Origin of the sequence: Fictibacillus sp. KU28468 (genome assembly GCF_026153615.1) — a bacterium.
GTDB lineage: Bacteria > Bacillota > Bacilli > Bacillales > Fictibacillaceae > Fictibacillus_C > Fictibacillus_C marinisediminis.
Map to the genome: position 1 here is coordinate 3783563 of NZ_CP110666.1, position 19697 is coordinate 3803259.

General features: G+C 45.5%; 22 protein-coding genes, 1 pseudogene and 1 riboswitch. Of the genes and pseudogenes, 7 read left to right on the forward strand and 16 right to left on the reverse strand.

All coding sequences use genetic code 11. The features are described 5' to 3' along the window. Positions 1-23 precede the first annotated feature (23 nt). Positions 24-665: a peroxiredoxin gene (locus OKX00_RS19965; RefSeq protein ID WP_265408556.1), complete on the forward strand. Its 642-nt coding sequence runs from the start codon at positions 24-26 to the stop codon at positions 663-665. Positions 666-1050: 385 nt separating this feature from the next. Here the strand turns inward: OKX00_RS19965 and OKX00_RS19970 are convergent, their stop codons facing one another. Together OKX00_RS19970 and OKX00_RS23430 are read right to left on the reverse strand one after the other, a co-directional pair. Then, entirely contained in the window at positions 1051-1290 is a 240-nt protein-coding gene (locus OKX00_RS19970) for a hypothetical protein (protein ID WP_265408557.1), read from the reverse strand. A 52-nt stretch (positions 1291-1342) separates the two neighbouring features. Further along, positions 1343-1435: pseudogene (locus OKX00_RS23430) on the reverse strand (hypothetical protein); the annotation flags it as partial. Positions 1436-1556: 121 nt separating this feature from the next. Between OKX00_RS23430 and OKX00_RS19975 the strand changes: the two are divergent. After that, complete coding sequence (locus OKX00_RS19975; RefSeq protein ID WP_265408558.1) at positions 1557-1715, forward strand: hypothetical protein; 159 nt, start codon at positions 1557-1559, stop codon at positions 1713-1715. Between the two features lie 32 nt (positions 1716-1747). Here the strand turns inward: OKX00_RS19975 and OKX00_RS19980 are convergent, their stop codons facing one another. The 13 genes from OKX00_RS19980 to OKX00_RS20040 form a co-directional block, all read right to left on the reverse strand. Further along, positions 1748-2779: a LacI family DNA-binding transcriptional regulator gene (locus OKX00_RS19980; protein ID WP_265408559.1), complete on the reverse strand. Its 1032-nt coding sequence runs from the start codon at positions 2777-2779 to the stop codon at positions 1748-1750. Between the two features lie 146 nt (positions 2780-2925). Continuing rightward, complete coding sequence (locus OKX00_RS19985) at positions 2926-3183, reverse strand: hypothetical protein (protein WP_265408560.1); 258 nt, start codon at positions 3181-3183, stop codon at positions 2926-2928. After that, on the reverse strand, positions 3183-3416 hold the full coding sequence (locus OKX00_RS19990) for a hypothetical protein (protein ID WP_053355717.1): 234 nt from the start codon (positions 3414-3416) through the stop codon (positions 3183-3185). Before OKX00_RS19990 ends, OKX00_RS19985 begins: the two co-directional genes overlap by 1 nt. Before the next feature lie 120 nt (positions 3417-3536). After that, positions 3537-4187, reverse strand: coding sequence for a phosphatase PAP2 family protein (locus OKX00_RS19995; protein WP_265408561.1), 651 nt, complete (start codon positions 4185-4187; stop codon positions 3537-3539). Beyond that, complete coding sequence (locus OKX00_RS20000) at positions 4184-5236, reverse strand: phosphotransferase (RefSeq protein WP_265408562.1); 1053 nt, start codon at positions 5234-5236, stop codon at positions 4184-4186. The genes OKX00_RS19995 and OKX00_RS20000 overlap by 4 nt, the downstream gene beginning before the upstream one ends. Before the next feature lie 43 nt (positions 5237-5279). Beyond that, positions 5280-5549, reverse strand: a complete 270-nt coding sequence (locus OKX00_RS20005) for a hypothetical protein (RefSeq protein ID WP_265408563.1) — start codon at positions 5547-5549, stop codon at positions 5280-5282. Between the two features lie 33 nt (positions 5550-5582). Then, complete coding sequence (gene nhaC, locus OKX00_RS20010; protein ID WP_265408564.1) at positions 5583-6980, reverse strand: Na+/H+ antiporter NhaC; 1398 nt, start codon at positions 6978-6980, stop codon at positions 5583-5585. Positions 6981-7165: 185 nt separating this feature from the next. Further along, positions 7166-8572, reverse strand: a complete 1407-nt coding sequence (locus OKX00_RS20015; protein ID WP_053355721.1) for an amino acid permease — start codon at positions 8570-8572, stop codon at positions 7166-7168. Positions 8573-8659: 87 nt separating this feature from the next. Further along, positions 8660-9454 carry a serine hydrolase gene (locus OKX00_RS20020; RefSeq protein WP_265408565.1) on the reverse strand — a complete coding sequence of 265 codons (795 nt, stop codon included), beginning with the start codon at positions 9452-9454 and terminating at the stop codon, positions 8660-8662. Between the two features lie 230 nt (positions 9455-9684). Continuing rightward, complete coding sequence (locus tag OKX00_RS20025; protein WP_053355723.1) at positions 9685-9918, reverse strand: spore germination protein; 234 nt, start codon at positions 9916-9918, stop codon at positions 9685-9687. 99 nt (positions 9919-10017) lie between these two features. Further along, the gene (locus tag OKX00_RS20030; protein ID WP_062238646.1) at positions 10018-10260 is read right to left on the reverse strand and encodes a spore germination protein; all 243 of its coding nucleotides are present in this window, start codon (positions 10258-10260) and stop codon (positions 10018-10020) included. A gap of 37 nt (positions 10261-10297) precedes the next feature. Further along, on the reverse strand, positions 10298-10540 hold the full coding sequence (locus tag OKX00_RS20035; RefSeq protein ID WP_265408566.1) for a spore germination protein: 243 nt from the start codon (positions 10538-10540) through the stop codon (positions 10298-10300). A gap of 73 nt (positions 10541-10613) precedes the next feature. Further along, positions 10614-11555: an MBL fold metallo-hydrolase gene (locus OKX00_RS20040; RefSeq protein WP_265408567.1), complete on the reverse strand. Its 942-nt coding sequence runs from the start codon at positions 11553-11555 to the stop codon at positions 10614-10616. 114 nt (positions 11556-11669) lie between these two features. Continuing rightward, a riboswitch (SAM riboswitch) is annotated at positions 11670-11782 on the forward strand. A 96-nt stretch (positions 11783-11878) separates the two neighbouring features. On the opposite strand from OKX00_RS20040, the gene OKX00_RS20045 reads away from it, so the two are divergent. Together OKX00_RS20045 and metH are read left to right on the forward strand one after the other, a co-directional pair. Continuing rightward, entirely contained in the window at positions 11879-13726 is a 1848-nt protein-coding gene (locus OKX00_RS20045) for a bifunctional homocysteine S-methyltransferase/methylenetetrahydrofolate reductase (RefSeq protein ID WP_265408568.1), read from the forward strand. Then, complete coding sequence (gene metH / locus OKX00_RS20050; protein ID WP_265408569.1) at positions 13719-17168, forward strand: methionine synthase; 3450 nt, start codon at positions 13719-13721, stop codon at positions 17166-17168. The genes OKX00_RS20045 and metH overlap by 8 nt, the downstream gene beginning before the upstream one ends. A 181-nt stretch (positions 17169-17349) precedes the next feature. Here the strand turns inward: metH and OKX00_RS20055 are convergent, their stop codons facing one another. Beyond that, positions 17350-17856: a PTS sugar transporter subunit IIA gene (locus tag OKX00_RS20055; protein ID WP_265408570.1), complete on the reverse strand. Its 507-nt coding sequence runs from the start codon at positions 17854-17856 to the stop codon at positions 17350-17352. A gap of 214 nt (positions 17857-18070) precedes the next feature. Here OKX00_RS20055 and pdxK point away from each other — a divergent pair, with 214 nt between their 5' ends. The 3 genes from pdxK to OKX00_RS20070 all read left to right on the forward strand — a co-directional run bounded on the left by pdxK (position 18071) and on the right by OKX00_RS20070 (position 19696). Next, complete coding sequence (gene pdxK, locus OKX00_RS20060; protein WP_265408571.1) at positions 18071-18883, forward strand: pyridoxine/pyridoxal/pyridoxamine kinase; 813 nt, start codon at positions 18071-18073, stop codon at positions 18881-18883. A gap of 124 nt (positions 18884-19007) precedes the next feature. Then, on the forward strand, positions 19008-19205 hold the full coding sequence (locus OKX00_RS20065) for a YfhD family protein (RefSeq protein WP_053355731.1): 198 nt from the start codon (positions 19008-19010) through the stop codon (positions 19203-19205). 140 nt (positions 19206-19345) lie between these two features. Then, positions 19346-19696 carry a YojF family protein gene (locus tag OKX00_RS20070; protein ID WP_062238658.1) on the forward strand — a complete coding sequence of 117 codons (351 nt, stop codon included), beginning with the start codon at positions 19346-19348 and terminating at the stop codon, positions 19694-19696. The last annotated feature ends 1 nt before the right edge of the window (position 19697 follow it).

Genomic DNA, 19697 nt, shown 5'->3' on the forward strand with positions numbered 1-19697 from the left:
CTATACGGAAAGGAGGGATTGGAATGAGCATGCCCAATGATGGGGATCAGCCTTACCCAAAACCATCCGTAGAACAGTTCAACACCTGCGGTCCTCAGCCTTATTGTGCGGGGCTTGGCGATATCGCTCCCGTATTTACCGCACCATCGATTCAAGACGGGGAGATCAAGGATGTTCGCCTCGAAGATTTTCACGGCAAATGGGTGATTTTGTTTTTTTATGGCAGTGATTTCACCTTTGTCTGACCGACAGAACTAGCGGCGGTCGCCGCTTTATACGGTGAGCTCAAGAAACTGAACACTGAAGTGCTCGGCATCAGTACGGACAGCGTGTTTTCTCATAAAGTATTTAAAGAAGTCTCACCTCTTGCTGGTAAGGTTCAATATCCGCTGGTCAGCGACCGAAACCACCTCATCAGCCGTGCCTATAGAGTATTGGACACCCACAGCGGTGCCGCAGTAAGGGCTACAATCATCGTCGGCCCCGATGGTTATATTGCCAGCAAACTCATCTATCCTTCCGAGGTCGGACGGAACGCCTACGAAATTCTGCGGCTTATTCAAGCCCTCCAATATGGTGAACACTCTCAAACCAGTATTCCGGCAAACTGGGTTCCCGGCATGCCCGGCCTCAACATGAACACAGAGGACATTGGAAGGTTTTAAAAGAAATCCTGAAGGGACCGTTATGACCCGACAAGCGTCTGATTACGTAAAATAAAGGAAGTAATTAGTCTTTTTCGCTCTGATTCCCCTCTGTTTTTCTTGTAAAAACGCTGTTATTTGGGAAATCGGAGCTTTTTTATGCTAAATAGCCTGTCCAAAGGTAAGGAACAGCCGCTGGTTTTTCATTTACAATCGGAAATGAACAATTTACCAGCCGAAATGAAGAAAATACTGTCCAAAATCATAAAATACCAGCCAAAATTACAACTTTACCCGCCAAACGGCCATTATGTAAACTAAACTGTATCACCCGATCCGCCTCCAGCAAAAAAAAACCTGACCTGCACAACCGAATGAACGGCGTGCAAGAGTCAGCTTCCTAATATTATTTCAATAAACGGTAAACGCGTGCTTCATATGGTTTTAGCTCAATGGCTTGAATCTTCTCCTCAGCATTCACCTCATAGTTGCTGATCACCAATTCATGTGCTGCAAACTCCACAAGCTCCGGCATTTCAAACTTCGGTTGCTCTCCAGAGAAGTTAAGCTTCTCCTCACCAAGAGTCCTCGTATACGAATAGATTTGAGGATGTTCTTCCAAGATAATGTCATAGCTCCCATACATAATAATCTCATTTTCTTTGCGAAGCTGAAATAGTCCAGTTTTTCAATGATTCCTTGATGTCCCCGATTCCATCGCCGTTCTGATCATTAAAGCTCCTTGGATAAATCTGAAAGACCGTACTTTCTTTCCACCATGTTTTTTTCATGAACGGTTAAAAGAAAGGGGCTGTCCAAGAAGTCTGTAAGCTGTTGATTTCCGTTCCAGGGTGCTCGCTTTAACCGGCGCGAGCTCCTACTTTCGCGGGGCGTGCGGTAAGCCTTACCGGCGTGAACGCCTACTTTTTGGCGCTAGCGCCTGCGGGAGTCTCACCTGTCACGCTAGTCCCGCAGGACAAGGAAAGCTTCGGCAGCGTTATATCGCACGAAGAAAATGAAGTTCATTTTCGAGGAGTCTCGCACCTTCCACTTCAATCAACTTTTCATTGAAGATTCTCAAGCCAAAAAGGAGCTGCTGAAGGTCAATTTTCGACTTTCAGGACAGCCTCTCTTGTTGATTTATCGATCGATTTAACACTTTCTCTTTCTGCAATTTTATGGGGCATAAAGATGCTTTTCGATTTGCCTTCTTCCCCTTCAAGAAGTATGCGTACGGAGTTTTTCCCCATTTCATAGAGCGGCTGTCCCACTGTAGTCAGAGGCGGGATGGCCATCTCTGCCACTTTCGTATTGTCATAGCCGACCAGTGAAATCTCATCCGGAACACGGATTGACATTCGGTACAGGTAAGACAGAGCACCAGCAGCCATTTCATCGCTGGAACAGAAAATAGCTGTTACATCCTTGTTATGATTTAAAAGCTCTTCTGCCGCTTTAATTCCGCTCTCAAAACCAAAATCACCGTAGACGACTTTTTTCGTTTCAAACGCAATCCTGTGTTCTTTGAGCGCTTTTTTGTAGCCTTCGATCCTCGGTATGGTAGCGATCGTATCGCCTTTTGTTCCCGCGATCATCCCGATGGAGCGGTGGCCCCTGTCGAGGAGATAGGTCACCCCATCAAATACTGCCTTCTCATCATCAACTTTGATAAATGGAATGTCATATGGAGACTTGGTTGATACGAGCACAATCGGGAGTTTCATAGCTGTAATGGCGTTATAGTACTCTTCTTTAAAGAATTCACTGATAAAGATGATTCCATCTACTTGTTTTTCACGGAGCGCCTGCAAATATTTCATTGTCCGGATACCGTCTTTATCGGTATTGCAGACCATCACGCTGTAATCGAGGTCATGAGCCATGTCTTCAATGCCGCTCAGCACGACAGAAGCGAAGGTGTCTGAGACCGCAGGCAAAAGCACGCCGAGCGTCTTCGTCTTTTTATTGATTAACCCCCGTGCAATGGCATTCGGCTGGTACCCCATTTCCGTAATAACCTGAAGCACCTTCTCCTTTGTTTTTTCTGAATAGCCCGGAAGGTTGTTCAGGATCCTGGAAACAGTGGCAACCGAGACGTTCGCCTTTTTTGCCACATCTTTAATCGTATAAGACATTTCCGGCCTTCTTTCTACGTAAACGTTTTCGTAAAGTCATTACGTTTACTATACCACTGCATGAAAGCACTTTCAATATTGAAAATGGAAAGGAGATGTGATGTCCTGAAATCATAAAAAAACAACCTTTAGAAAAGGCCGTTTGATTAAAGTACCCTTTGTACCCTGCACCAATCCCTATACAAGCAGCGGGCATCAGACTCTATTTCTTTTATTTTGCCGGATGTTTTTAACTCCTGAAGATCATAGAGCCCCTTGATAAATGCACCGATTCGATTTTCGTAGACTTTTACTAATTCTCTGATCTGATTTTCCCGGCACACCTCTGCAGCTGTCTCTACTTCCTTTTTTAGCTGAGAGCTCCAGATCAGGAGCGCATAGATATAATCGTCGTACGTAATCATTAGTTCTGCTGTTCCGGATCAGGCTGATGCTGAATGGGAGCATAGGTCTTCTCATAGGATGTTTTGGTCTTCCATTTTTCTTTAACCTCTATATTGGGAGGCAGCATATATTCTGCTGTTTCTTTCTGTTCGCCAAACATGAGCTGATAATAATATTTACACATCTCTGCATGGTATTGATAGTGCTGGTAGTAGTAATCCATTTTATTCTGAGGGTTATGACCATGGCTCATTCTCTGCTGATGGCTCCTTTCATGAGATTTAACCGTTTAATTCCTGGTTTCCTTGCAGTTCTCCTTTGTATTGTATGTCCAAACAGGCGCTGTTTGCTTATGCCAATGCCTACTAAGCCGTTATTCTTTTATGTGCAGATACCATGCACAGCATAAACAGAGCCAGGCCGCTCCGGCTAGCAGACCCCCGAAAATATCTGTCGGATAGTGGACTCCAAGATAAATCATACTGAGTCCAACCAGCACCACCACTCCAATTGTTAAAGCAAGCAGCTTTTTTGCCAAATGAGTGCCTTCCCCCTGTAATTTTCTCCACAATAGAAAGCTGATGCTTCCGTAAAGGGCAAGGGCCAGCATGGTGTGTCTGCTCGGATAGCCGAATCCATTTTCTGTAATTAAAGGCTGAACAGAAGGCCGGGGCCGGTGAAAACATGCCTTTAGCCATCCGTTCAAAATAAAAGCCCCTGCTGCTGTAGAAAAGAGAAACAAGCATTCATTGAACTTTTTAAACAACGTAAGATACAGCCCCATGACAGTAATCATCGGGAAGATGACCTTCCTATACCCCAGCTGCTGAATAAATAAAAAGAATGACGTCCATTTGGGTGTGCGTAACGATAAGACTGCAGCCATCGTCCACCGGTCGAACTCTTTTAGCAGATGTGTATGAATAAAGACGGAAAAAACAAGAAAGGCCCCGCAAAAAACCAGCGCGAAAAGAAGAAAATAAAAAGGCTTCGAGCAGCCTCTTGCAATAGCTTGCCTTCTCACCCCATCCTCCCCTTTACCATTTCATGAAACAAATGAAATGATGACTCAAGAGTTTCTGGATGAAACTGTGTAAACAGGCTTTCCTTTGGCTGATCGTGAACAAGGATGCCCAGAAGTTTAAAATAAGTTGATTCTGAAGGTGTTTGGCTCCCGAAATGGCGATAGCACCAGCTTTCAACTCTCCTCGGAAAAGCAAGAAAGGAGAATAAAAACTTCCATTCATTAAACGAGAGAGACTGGACGGAATGTTTCTGATATCCTTTAATAAACCGGTGGATCATTGCAGGATTCCAATTGTAGGACGGTGCATAATAATGGATGAACGATGCCAGATCATAAGGCCGTTCAGCAAAAACCAAAGATTCCACATCAATGAAATAAATCTTTTGATCCCCATCCAGCAGGATGTTCCTTTGATGAAGACTGCCGTGGCATAGCGCTCCTTTCACTTCTCCATGCTCTTCTTCAAGGCGGTGGATATAAGAATAGGCCAGCCTGCATCTGGTTTCAAGCACATCCAGCATCCACGGCTCGAAGGTCCATTCCGGGACAGGCTTATATTCTGTCTTCCATTTTTGAATATCCTGATAAACACCATTCAGTTTATCGATCCGGCTGCCGTACTCCATCCGGGAGCTGTCCGGCGGGGGTACAGCCCCATCAGCTGCATGGTGAAAATGAGCGAGTGCTGCCCCTATCCTCTCACACAATGAAAGGTCAGCAAACAGGATATCCCTTCCCTTCGCCCACTCTTCCATATAGTACAGTTCATTCTCATGTTCAAAATATACCTGTCCATTATGACAAGGCAGGACGCTCGGAATAAAAGAAAAATGGTTTTGTTTCATCCACTCTATACAATGGGCGACAAACGGCAGATCATTGAGTTCATTGGCATTCTTAAAACCAAAGATCCCTTGATCTGTATGCACCTTTGGAATGGCGAGTACGCGCTCAATGGACTGAACCGTCAATCCATAGTGAGTGTAGATCAGGGATGACAGCACAGCATCAGATAAAAAGACTTTCTGACCCCGAACCTGTTTCATCACTCCCGCCTCCCTTCTTCCTAAAGATCTGCTTATTTTACATCTATCGTTTCATCATATGAACAAAAGGAAGCCTGCATTCACCCAAATAAAAAAAGGGGCTGTCCTGAAAGTCGAAAATGACCTTCAGGCAGCTCCTTTGACGTGAAAAATCTTCAATGAAAAGTTGATTGGAGTGCAAGGTGCGAGACTCCTGCGGGACTAGCGTGACAGGTGAGACTCCCGCAGGCGCTTGCGCCAAAAAGTAGGCGTTCACGCCGGTAAGGCTCACCGCACGCCCCGAGGAAAGCGAGCAGCCTGGAGCGGAGATCAACAGCTACCAGACTTCTTGGACAGCCCCAACTTTTTATGAAGCTTTAGATAGTGTTTCTGCATGCCCTTTTTTCTTGGCTAATCCAATTCCTGTGTACCCGTAAAACAGGGTAAACAGCGGTGACAAGTACAGTAAAAAGGCGAACGGGATGTAATCAAGAGCAGATACTCCGAGGGTAGCTGCGAAAAAGGCACCGCTCACACTCCACGGAACGAGAGGATTAATCAGTGTACCCGCATCCTCCATCGTTCTTGTAAGATTTATTAACGGGACTCCGTTTTTTTCATAATGCTTTTTAAAGGCCTGCCCCGGCAGAATGATAGAAAGATACATTTCCCCTGTCAAAAGGTTCACTCCCAGCCCTGACGCAGCCGTCGCTGCAATCAGATGGCCTGTTTTCTTAAGCGAGTTTTCAAATGAACGAATCATGATATCGATAATTCCTAGTTCCTGAAGAAGTCCGCCTAGTGACAGGGCGATGATGATCAGTGAAACCGACCACATCATCGGGATAAGACCGCCCTTGTTTACAATCGCATCAACCGCATCGCTTCCTGTTTTCATATTCAATCCATTTTCCAGCGCATTGATCATATGAGCGATCGTAAAGGCCCGATTGAGGAAGACGGTCGTGAGGACAGCCGTCACCACTCCTGTAAGCAGCGTTGGAATGATCGGCATCTTTCGGAACGCCATCACCATTACGATAAATGGTGAAATAAGCGTGAACGGTGTAATGGTAAAGTGTTCACCCAACGTCTTTTTCATTTCAGCCAACTGTGCTATCGACGTTCCTGACGGCTGATGTCCGGCAAAGAAAAAGATGACTGCTGTAATGATTAGTGCAGGTACAGTGGTCCACATCATATGGCGAATGTGTTCAAATAAATTGACACCTACCGTACCCGAAGCCAGATTAGTGGAATCAGACAGCGGTGACATCTTATCTCCAAAACACGCACCACACACGATTGCTCCGGCAGCTAAGCCAGGATTCACGTTCAGCACATGAGCAATTCCCATGAGAGCTACTCCTACCGTACTAGCGGTCGTAAAACTGCTGCCCGTAAACGTTGATACCAATATGGTAATAAACAAAGCACTCAGCGCGAACCATTCGGGCTGAATGATATTCATGCCGTAAAATAAAAGCGTTGGAACGGATCCGCTCATCATCCAGCTTGCGATAACAAAGCTGATCATGATCAGAAGCAGCAGCGGCTGTATGCCGCTTACTACTCCTGAGATGAGCCCCTTCTCAATCGTTTTCCAATCTGCTCCCCAGAACACGGCAAAAATACCGGTAAGTATAACACAGAAAAACAACGGAATATGGGGTTCTACCTTAAGAACGACAAGGCTTGTAAACATTGTTGCTACAATTAATAAAAATAACAGGATGACTCCTGAAGGTTTGATTTTACTGTTCATGCTTGACCTCTCCCTGATGCAATGCTCTTTTGTTTCACTTAAACACTTAAACGCTTTTATGCGTTGAAGCATTGTTGTACAATTACCAATAGTAATTGACTTTCTTTATTCTGTCAACCGAAAAACAATAATTGGAAAATGAAAACAAAAAAACAGCATCCCTGTAATGGAGATGCTGTTTTTCGTTATATTGCTTTACGCTGCAGTGCTGCTGTTTTTTCTCTTTTCTTAATGACCAAGTAATAATACAGGTAACAGCCAATAAAGAAAGGAACACCTAAATAAAGAGCGAGACGCTGTGCAGGATCAAAGGCCATACTGATCAAAACACCAAGGTTCAGCGTAGTGGCGAAAAGCGGAAGGATTGGAAACAACGGTACCTTAAACTTCAAATCCTCAACTTTTCCTCCGTCACGGATGAACTTTCTTCTAAAGGCGAACTGTGAAGCGGTAATGGCAATCCAGCCCACTTGCGCACCCAAACCTGCCAATGACAGAAGCCATTCAAACACTGTTTTTTCCGCTTTAAATGCAGACAATAATGAAAGCAAGGCAACGCCAATTGTGATATACAGCGCGTTCATCGGAATACCGCGTTTGTTTACTCTTCCCAGAGCCGGACTGGCCATTCCTTCTTTTGAAAGCGAGTAGAGCATACGAGTTGCCGCATACAAACCTGAGTTGGCAACAGACAGCAGCGCGGTTAAGATAACGAAGTTCATAATATCCGCAGCATACGGGATGCCGATGCTGTCAAAGACCACGACAAACGGGCTTTCCACTTTTCCTGCTTTAGACATTGGCATTAATGCGGCAAGCACACCAATCGCAAGAACAAAAAAGAAAAGTGTTCTCCAAACCGTTTGACGAATGGAACGTGGAATGGTTTTTTCAGGATTTTCACTTTCTCCAGAAGCTATTCCAATCAGCTCGGTTCCCTGGAAAGAGAAGTTAACAGCAATCATGGTGACAAACAGAGCACTGAATCCATTCGGAAACCATCCCGCTGAAACAAAATTTGTGAAGCCTGGAGCTGAGCTGGCGCCTTTCATATCAACCAGACCAAAAATCACCGCTCCGCCAAGTATAATAAATAAAATGATGGCAAGAACCTTTATGCTCGCAAACCAAAATTCTGATTCTCCGAAAGCTTTCGCAGAGAGTGCGTTCAAAGAAAATAATATACCTGCAAAAATTAAGCTCCACATCCAAAGTTCGGAATGAGGGAACCATCTCTGCATTAAAGCTGAAGCTGAGAAAAATTCCAGGGCTACGGTAACCGCCCATCCTAGCCAGTAGAGCCATCCGACGGCAAAACCTGTTCCAGGCCCGATAAATTTAGTCGTATATGTTTGGAAAGAACCGGATACAGGCATAGCAACTGAAAGCTCACCAAGACAGAGCATCGTCAAGTACATGATAAATCCGCCAACGAGATAAGAAATCACCGCGCCTGCCGGACCTGCATCATGAATGGTCATTCCCGAACCGAGAAAGAATCCGGTTCCGATTACACCACCCAGGGAGATCATAAATAAATGCCGCGCTTTCATGCCCCGCTTGAGCCCTTGATCATTTTGATTCGTAATCATCTGTTCACCTCTGTTGTTATGTATACGTTTTCATTAAGTATTCATAATTTTATCATTTTTTGTCGAAGAAGCCAAAAACAATTTTTTCTAATTTTTTTGATAACTCAAGAGATAGTCATTCAACGCTTTCCCAATAAGCGCCAGGGCTTGTCTTCCTTCTGCTTCACTCGGTAAATTTTTCGTTAGAACCGCTGCAAACAGCTTTTCTCTCTTAAACGTGAAAATGCCTGCGTCGTGCTCTACTCCGTCCAATTCTCCGGTTTTATTCGCGATGGTTATCTTTTCTTCATCCATATAGGCGGGAAGCTTATAGCGAAACTGCTGATTTTGAAGAATATGAAGTATGGTTTGGCTGCTCTTGTCCTTTAACCTGCCTCCCCTGTCAATCTCCTTCAGCTGAAGAATAACATCTCTTGCGGAAGTATAGTTGTTCTTTCCTTGCTTAACAGCTTCGAAATCCATCAGCTTGCGTTGGAGCACTGTCTGGCTGCAGCCCAATTCAGCCAGGAGATCATTAATTCTCTCCATGCCTGTTTTTTCAATCATAATGTTGGCTGCCATGTTATCAGAAACAGTGATCATCAACGTGAGTATATCTGCTACAGTAACAGCTGATTCATCAGAAAAAAGCTGGAGAACCCCGGCACCGCCAACCCTTACCTCCTGTTTTAATGAAATACGGGAAGCGAGATCGATTTGACCTGCTTCTGTCTGCCGAACGGCTTCAATTAAAATGGGTATTTTGATAAGGCTTGCGGCTGGGAATACCTCATCTGCCTGATACTCAATGTGGCCATCCTCCGTTTCAATCCAGTAAGCATAATCTCCATTTTGGCCGCTAATAATGTCATTTACCCTGTTATTCAGTTCATTTAACTTCATTCCGTGCTCCTTTCTAGTAAGTGCATTGCATTTTATCTGTATTTTGCAGTGATCGGATCGTATTTCTTTGAGATTGGATCGTATTTTCACGAAATCGGCGCGTATCCTTTCCAGATCCGATGGCAACTCCTTTAAGATTATTCTCCATCACTACCACCAGACTTCTTTTTTAGAGAAAAGAAATTCTTCTCGGACAAAGAAAAAGAGCGCTCCCATTAAGCGCTCCTTCATTATTTCTGCTGATCGTCCTGTCCTTCGCTTTGACCCATATCATTTTCGTCGTTGTCTTCGTTGAAGTTGATCATATACGCGCAGGCATCTGAGCAGTCACCGAACGCCACAACCGCCCCTACCGATTTGGTATTGGCTGTATGGCTGTTCTGGACGGTACTTCCAATATCGATGTTTCCATTTTGAGTCACACCATTTGTGATGATTTTTCCTATTCTGAAAGAAAAACGCAAATCTGTTCCATCCTTTTCGCTCTTTACCTACAGTGTATGGCTTGAACAAAAAGCTGATTGGACAGACTCCCTCTTTCGGTAAAAAAAGGCGGGTGAACGTTAAGGCTGGTTAGTGACTGGAGCGGACGGGTTCGCTACCTGGCCTTGGTCGCTGATATCCGGATCGATGTTGCTGTTCACCATAAATCCAGTTGACGGAGAAAAGTCTCCAAGAGAGATCGTAGAACCAACTGACTTTGTATTGGCTGTATGGCTGTTATGGACGGTCGGGCCGATATCGATGTTACCGTTCATGGTCACACCATTCGTTTTGATATTAAAAATATTAAACAAATATGGCATGAGGTGACCCCCCTTCTTCTTTTATTGCTCCATTTCATTAAGGCTGGTTTGCAACCGCAGTATCTGCATTTCCGTATTCATTTTGATCATTAACATCCGGATCAAAGACCATGTTTTTCATCATGGCTTCTGCTGGTGAATGATCTCCTACAGAACTATTGTCGCCTGTAGATTTTGTATTTGCTGTATGGCTATTATGAAAGGTTGATCCCAGATTCAATGAACTGTTGCTCGCCAGACTATTTATCTTCAGATAGTAAATATTAACCATGCACCCCATTGCTATCTCCACCTTTAAAAGTGTTAGTGTAGTGTATGATAAATGTCCCTTAAAGGTGAAAACGGGAATCAGGCTATTGCGGCTGCTCCTTTCCACTTTTCCACCATGTCTCCCCGAGTGACAGAATCTTAAGACCTTGCTGCTCCATTCCCTTTCTAGCCCACTCTTTACCCAAACGCTCCAAGGCTTCAGGCCCTGTATCATCCGCCAGCCTGTAAGCTCCGTAATGCATTGGAATACAGTAGGCTCCCTTTGTTTCCTGAAAAGCTTTCACAGCATCTTCAGGATTAATATGCGATATTTTCATAAACCACTCCGGTTCATAAGCCCCTATCGGCATAAGAACGGTATCGAGTTCAAATTGATTTCCAATCTCCTTAAAGCCTCTGAAATACCCGGTGTCTCCTGCAAAATAAAGTGTTTCTCCTGTCTTCATGTCTTGAATGACCCATCCTCCCCAGTGAGAAGTATTCATATCAAAAGCCGTCCTCCTGGTCCAATGCTGAGCAGGGACGAACGTGAGCGACAGCCCCTTTTCAGAAAAGTTATCCCACCAATTGGCTTCGAATACCTTCTCATATCCTTTTTTCTGAAACATTGATTTCAAACCTGCTGGCACGTAAAAGGAAATATCTCCTGTCAGATTTTTAATACTTGGAAAGTCAAGGTGGTCGTAGTGGCCATGGGAGATGAAGACGAGATCGATCTCTGGCAGGTGTCTGATGGGAATTCCGGGATCAGTCAGCCGCTTTTGCAGCCCCATCTTTTTTGCCCAGACAGGATCGGTCAGAATATTGCATCCGCCCATCTGAATGAGAAAAGTAGAATGGCCGATCCATGTGATGGAATGATGCTGCCGGTTTTCTTTTAATCTGCTGATCTCCTTTTTCGGGCTTTGCGGAATCTGCTGAGCTAAATCTTTTTTGTTGCCGCGCCTTTCTCTTCTCCACCGCAGCAAATCTTTAAATGTATGTGTGTTTTGTATCCCGTCAAGGTTGGTATACTTATTCTTCATTATAGGAGTCCCCCTGTGATAAAAAGCTCAACCATTTTTTTCATTTGAAAAAGCTATTGAAATCTTCCAACAATTATTGTAAGGTATAGAGAATTAATTTTATAGCGATTTGGTTTCTTATCCAGAGAGGTTAAGGGAATGGCCCGTTGACACCTCAGCAACCTTCAGCTCTGCAGCTGAAAAGGTGCTAAGTCCAACAAGTTCGAATCGAACTTGGAAGATAAGAAGAATGACCTCGAACTTTCAAAGTCTTCTTCTTTAAGAAGGCTTTTTTTATTTTATTGGGCCGCTGGAAGATACCGAACTAACAGGAGGACCGCATAATGGGATTATTGAAAGATCTTGAAGACAAAATCTTGATTGCCGATGGGGCAATGGGAACACTTCTCTACTCGTATGGAACGGATTGCTGTTTTGAGCAGCTGAATCTGACGCACCCTGATCAGATTCAGTCCATCCACCAGGCTTACATACAGGCCGGTGCAGATGTCATTCAGACCAATACGTACAGCGCCAACTATATTAAACTGCAAAGATATGGATTGGAGGAGCAAGTCAAAGAGCTGAATAGTGCGGCTGTAAGACTTGCAAAAAAAGCAGCTGCCAATGAAGCGTATGTACTGGGAACCATCGGAGGAATCCGTGGAACGGGCCCAAGCTCACTTACGATTGAAGAAATAAAGAGAAGCTTTAGGGAACAGCTCTACTGTCTTCTGTTGGAAGGAGTGGATGGCCTTCTTCTTGAGACCTTTTACGATTTGGAAGAATTGGAAACCGTTCTTGAAATTGCACGCGGCCAGACCAGCATTCCGATCATCTCGCAGATTTCTTTGCAGGAAGTCGGTATTCTAAACGACAGAACACCCATCAATACAGCGATTAGACGCCTTGAAGATTTAGGAGCGGATGTCGTAGGGCTGAATTGCCGTCTTGGGCCCTTTCATATGATCAAGACACTTGAGGAAGTGGAAATTCCCAAGCATGCCTATCTTTCCTCCTATCCGAATGCAAGTCTTCCTTCCTATGTGGACGGAAAATTTCAGTATGAAGGAGATGCGGAGTATTTCAAAAACAGTGCTTCACTTTTCAGAAACCAAGGCATCCGCCTGCTCGGAGGCTGCTGCGGAACAACTCCTGCTCATATTGAGGCTTTCGCTGAAGAGCTTCATGGACTGAAGCCTGTTACCGAAAAGGAAGTCAGACAGCGCCCAGAGCCTATTGCCGTTGTTGAAACGAGGCAGAAACCTGGGATTTCCCTGCCTGATATTCTAAAAGAAAGGCGATCGGTCATTGTTGAGCTTGATCCTCCCCGCAAGCTTGATACCTCCCGTTTTTTTGAAGGAGCAAAGGCATTGAAAGAAGCCGGGGCAGATGCCATTACGCTTGCAGACAACTCGTTGGCATCACCAAGAATCTGCAATACCTCCCTATCTTCTTTGGCTAAGGCACGGACTGGAGTCCAGCCGATCGTTCATCTCGCTTGCCGAGACCGGAATATTATCGGTCTGCAGTCTCATCTCATGGGGCTGCATACACTCGGACTTCACGATATTTTGGCAATTACCGGGGATCCGGCAAAGGTAGGCGATTTTCCGGGAGCTTCAAGCGTCTATGATGTTACCTCCATAGAACTGATCAAAATGATCAAACAGTTTAACGAAGGGGTTTCACTTTCCGGAAAAGACTTGGGACAAAAAACGCAATTTACCGTCGGTGCCGCCTTTAATCCAAATGTGAAGTCACTGGAAAGAGCGGTTCAGAGGGCAGAGAAAAAAATAGAAAGCGGCGCGGACTACTTTATCAGCCAGCCGGTGTACTCTGAAGAGATACTGCTGGAGTTCCACGAAGCTGTAAAAGATCTGCCCGTTCCTTTCTACGTTGGGATTATGCCGCTCACCTCAAGCCGCAATGCTGACTTTCTTCATTATGAGGTGCCGGGCATCAAACTGACAGACGACGTGCGTGACCGTATGGCGAAGTTTAAAGACGACCCAGTTTCCGCAGCAAGGGAAGGCCTTGCCATCTCAAAATCTCTGATAGATGCCGCTTCTGAACTGTTTAATGGCCTCTATCTGATCACTCCATTCATGCGATATGAATTGACGGCTGAACTGACGGAGTATGCCTACGAAATTGACCGCAAAAAAACAAGGAGGATTCAGAATGTCTAATCAAACCCTTCAACAACAGCTTAAGAATAAAATACTGATCATGGACGGGGCAATGGGCACCATCCTCCAGCAAGCCAATCTGACTGCCGAAGACTTTGGCGGCGAAGACCTGGACGGCTGCAATGAAAACCTGAACTTTACCCGTCCTGATGTAATTCTGGATGTCCATTTGCAATATTTAGAAGCAGGTGCTGATATCGTTGAAACCAATACGTTCGGGGCCACTGATATCGTGCTCGACGAATACGGCCTCGGCTATAAAGCATATGAAACGAACAAAATAGCAGCAGAGATCGCGCGGGAAGCTGCCGATAAGGTCTCCACTCCTGATTGGCCCCGCTTCGTTGCCGGATCAATGGGACCAACTACAAAAACGTTGAGCGTTACAGGAGGCGCAACATTTGAAGGGCTGACCTCTTCCTATGAAGAACAGGCAAAAGGCCTTCTGGACGGCGGGGTTGATTTGCTTCTCCTCGAGACCAGCCAGGATATGCTCAATGTTAAAGCAGGTTTTATCGGCATTAAACGGGCGTTTAAATCAGCCGGAAAGGAAGTCCCGCTCATGGTGTCAGGCACGATTGAGCCGATGGGTACGACACTGGCCGGCCAATCGATTGAAGCCTTTTACATCTCGCTTGAGCACATGAAACCTTTGGCTGTAGGGCTCAACTGTGCAACGGGGCCGGAATTTATGACCGACCACATCCGCTCTTTATCCGCACTGTCTCTTTCAGCGGTAAGCTGTTATCCGAATGCCGGCCTTCCGGATGAAGACGGGAACTATCATGAAACACCAGAAACTCTCGCAAAGAAAATCAGCGCCTTTGCCGCAGAAGGCTGGCTCAACATCGCCGGCGGCTGCTGCGGCACGACACCAGACCATATAAGGGCCATCGCAGAAGCGTTAAAACCGCTGAAGCCGCGTACTGTCCCAGAAAGCCATTCCCATGCCGTGTCGGGGATTGAGCCGCTGATCTATGATGATCCATCCATGCGCCCATTGATGGTCGGCGAACGTACCAATGTTATCGGTTCACGAAAATTTAAGCGGCTGATCGCTGAAGGCAAGTTTGAAGAAGCAGCAGAGATCGCCCGCGCGCAAGTTAAGAAAGGCGCGCATGTCATAGATATCTGCCTTGCGGATCCTGACCGTGAAGAGCTTCAGGATATGGAGAATTTTATTAAGGAAGCTGTAAAAAAAGTGAAAGTGCCTCTTGTTATTGATTCAACGGACGACGAGGTGCTGGAGATAGCCCTGAAATACTCGCAGGGAAAAGCCATTATCAACTCTATTAACCTAGAGGACGGCGAGGAGCGGTTTGAGAAAGTTGCCCCTATCATCTCCCGTTACGGAGCAGCCGTTGTTGTCGGTACGATCGATGAAAAAGGCATGGGGGTCACAACAGACCGAAAGCTCGAGATCGCCAAACGATCCTACGATCTGCTTGTGAACAAATACGGAATCTCTCCGAGCGATATTATTTTTGATCCTCTCGTCTTCCCTGTCGGAACAGGAGATGAACAATACATCGGTTCTGCCAATGCGACAGTGGAAAGTTTGAGAAAGCTGAAAGAAACACTTCCTGAATGCCAGACGATCCTTGGCATCAGCAACGTATCGTTCGGTCTCCCGCCGGTCGGCCGGGAAATCTTAAACGCGGTATATCTATATGCCTGTACACAGGCTGGGCTCGACTACGCGATCGTCAACACTGAAAAGCTTGAACGCTATGCTTCTATCCCAGAAAAGGAAGTAGAGATGGCAAAAGCCTTGCTGTTTGAGACGAACGACGAGAATCTGGCAGCCTTTACAGAGTTCTACCGAGGCAAGAAAAAGGAGGCAAAAACTCCGGTCTTGGAACTGCCTCTTGCTGAGCGCCTCGCCTTTTACGTGGTCGAAGGAACGAAAGAAGGACTCATTCCGGATCTTGACCTTGCTCTGGCAGAGTATGATGCGCCTTTGGAAATTATAAATGGACCTCTTATGGCCGGGATGGAGGAAGTCGGCCGGCTCTTTAACGATAACCAGCTCATCGTAGCTGAAGTCCTCCAGAGCGCTGAGGTGATGAAGGCTTCCGTCGCCCACCTCGAGCCCCATATGGAGAGCAGCGGTGCGGTCAGCACGAAAGGTAAGGTCGTTTTGGCCACGGTTAAAGGGGACGTCCATGATATCGGCAAAAACCTTGTAGATATTATCCTTGGCAATAATGGATTTGAAGTGGTGGATCTCGGTATTAAAGTTACGCCGCAAGAACTGATTCAGGCCATTAAGAGGGAGAAGCCCGATGTGGTCGGCCTTTCAGGATTGCTTGTAAAATCTGCTCAGCAAATGGTGCTTACCGCTTCCGACCTGAGAGAGTCGGGTATTTCCGTCCCAATTCTTGTAGGAGGCGCCGCCCTGACCCGCAAGTTTACAGAAAACCGGATTGCTCAGGAATATCAGGGGACTGTGCTTTACGCCAAGGATGCGATGGACGGATTGAGCCTTGCAAACAAGCTTCAAAAAGGAGAAGTTTTTGAAAAGCCTGTGGCGAAAACACCTGCCGCACCTGTTACAGAAGCCACACCGTCCGGAGGAGGTACCGGCACCGCTGTTGCTGAGGCCGTCAGAGTCCGACCTTCCGTTAATCAGAGTTTAAAAGTATTTGTTCCAAAAGATACGGAACGCCATGTATTTAAGTCTTTCCCGCTCTCTTCTGTAGTTCCGTACATTAATCTGCAGATGCTGCTAGGACACCATTTAGGAGTGAAAGGAAAGGTTTCACGGCTGCTCGCCGAGAAAGATGAACGGGCACTGGAAATAAAAGGAATCGTCGATGGGCTGCTGCGGGAGAGCCAGGAGAAAAAACTAATCGATCCAGCAGCACTGTATCAGTTTTTCCCTTCACAGTCGGATGGCCAGAAACTTTATATTTATGATCCAAACGATACATCCCATATCATTGAGACGTTTGAGTTTCCACGCCAGACAAGAGAACCGAACCTCTGCTTGGCAGACTACGCCAAGCCCGTCGGCAGCGGCGAAATGGATTATGTCGGGTTCTTTGCGGTAACTGCTGGAAGCGGCATCCGCGAACGGGCACAGCAGCTTAAAGCCGAAGGCCGTTTCCTGGAAAGCTTTGCGCTTCAATCGCTTGCTCTTGAAACTGCGGAAGGATTGGCTGAACTCATTCACCGCCAGATGAGGGATAAATGGGGGTTCCCTGACCCTGTTACCCTTTCGATGCAGGATCGTTTTTCCGCGCGATACCAAGGCCAGCGCTTCTCGTTCGGTTATCCAGCATGCCCGGATCTTGAAGATCAAGCAAAACTGTTCAAACTTCTTCAGCCTGAAGAAATCGGCATTCAGCTGACAGAAGGATTCATGATGGAGCCCGAAGCCTCCGTCACAGCTCTGGTTTTCTCCCACCCTGAAGCCCGCTACTTCAATGTGCTGGTTTAAATAGCTTACGGGCGCGTTCGGAAGAATTACGGGCGGATTCGGGGAAAATACGGGCGCGTTTCAGGATTTTACTGGCGCGTCCGCGAAATTTACTGGCGTATATCGTCATTTTACGGGCGCCGGCCACTTCTACTCATTCCAAAATAAAAGAGACAGACCAGCAGCTAGTCTGTCTCTTTTATTATTTAATATCACTGATTTGCATGATCTTTGTGGTGCCGGCTTGGGCATGATCACTGCTGAACTTCTCAATCGCACCGGCTTTATTGCCATTCGTTATGATGACAGGAGTAACCGTGCTTTTCGCTTTTTCCTTTACAAGATCAACATTAAATGAAATGAGCGGCTGACCAGTTCTTACACGATCGCCTTCTTTTACAAGTGAAATAAAGCCCTCCCCTTTCATCATGACCGTTTCAAGGCCGATGTGAATAAGAATCTCCATTCCTGATTTTGTTTTAATGCCGACAGCATGCTTGGTCGGGAACACCTGAAGGATTTCACCATCAACGGGAGACAACAGCTCACCGTCTTCCGGCAAAATCGCGATGCCGTCACCCATCATTTTTTCAGAGAAAACAGGATCCGGCACATCTTCTAGGCCAATGATCTCCCCGTTTAATGGTGAAACAATGATTTCTTCTGTAGGCGCTTCATTTTCTTTTTTACCAAATAATTTTTTCAGCATGAGATCACCTTCTTCATTTAATTTGTTTGTTACATAGTAAAACATAGGTTGACCGTACGAAGCAAAGAAAATCTGTCTGCTGTTACTTTTCACTTTTTCAGGTCAGGTTAAACGAATATTATAGGAAATCATGAATTTTGTCTCGCTGGCAATCATTGTTATAATAGAATATATAGTTGAAATTTAAAAGACAGGCATAAAAGGAGATTGGACAATGAGTAAGTTTAAAGCATTAACCATTGCCGGTTCTGACACAAGCGGCGGAGCTGGTATTCAGGCGGATTTAAAGACATTCCAGGAGCTCGGAGTTTACGGCATGACAGCCATCAATGTCGTTGTGGCCCAGGATCCTCACAGAGACTGGTACCATGAAGTATTTTTACTTCCTCTTGATTTGTTCAAAGCACAGCTTGAAACCGTTCTGGCAGGAATCGGAGTGGATGCTGTAAAAACCGGTATGCTTGCTTCTGTTGATGTTATTAAGGCCACTGCAGAAGCTATTGATAAATATGATATAAAAAATGTGGTCGTTGACCCAGTAATGGTATGTAAAGGGGCAGAACCGCTTCAGCCTGAACTCGCAGACACGCTTCAGAATGTTCTTGTACCGAAGGCCACCGTCGTCACGCCGAACCTTTTTGAAGCTGCCCAGCTTAGTGGAATGGCTCCGATTACAACTGTTGATCAAATGAAGGAAGCCGCTCAAAAGATCCAGTCTGCCGGCGCTAAATATGTCATTGTTAAAGGCGGCGGCAAGCTTGCTCACGAAAAAGCAGTCGACGTTTTGTTTGATGGCGATAATTTCGATATTCTTGAATCTGAACGAATCGATACGACCTATACTCATGGAGCAGGCTGTACGTATTCTTCTGCAGTCGCTGCAGAATTAGCCAAGGGGAAATCAGTAAAAGAAGCGATTGCCGTTGCAAAAGACTTTATTACAGAAGCTATCCGCAACTCGTTCCCGCTGAATCAATATGTCGGGCCCACCGACCACAGTGCATACCGCAACTCCAAAATTAAATAAACCATACAAAGAGCAGACATCATTTGTTTTGCTCTTTTTTTATTCATGAGATTTATCCTGAATAAAAACATCCTGAACTTGGGATTCTACTCACATACCATTTTAAGAAAAAGGTGGGTTAACCATGGGCAGAGGCAACAGCCATAAACAGCCGGCACGTGATAAAAACAAAGCCAAACTTCCTCAAGTTCCGAAAAATGAAATCGTGCACGACAATCAGGAAGTGGAACTGGCAAAAGAACTGACTTCACACTATGAATTGAAATCACCTCCAGGCTTTGATCCAACAGAAGTGGTGCGTAAGGATGAAAAAAAGAAATAGAAAGCTGAAAGAGGGATTAAACTTTTTAATGCCTCTTTTTTATGCTTAGTATTTCAATCTCTTTGCTAAGCAGTTTATTTAACGCTTTGCCATCCTTAAAGTATAATGATTGAAATGAAGCTTTTTGAGGAGGGAAAACCTTGCAGCCGATTACACCAGAAACGGTTCAAAATGAGATTGATCAATTCTTGAACCGGGACGTTTATTTGCATTTGGAAACCACAAATGGAGCATACGCCTCTCATTTTAATCAGTCTTTTTTTTCAGTGGGCGCTTATATACGCAACGCCAAAATAAATTTTGAGCGCGGAGTGATTACGGGAGAAAAATCTCCTTATCGTGCAGGATTAAAAATTAACATTGGGTGGGTTTACGCTGAAGGTTTGACGCATTGGGAAGTCAACGAAGACGGACAGCTCCTGCTTGCAGGGCACGATGCAGAAGGTAAATTAGCCGTCGCTCTTCAGCTAAGTCCTCATCCGTTTGAATAGG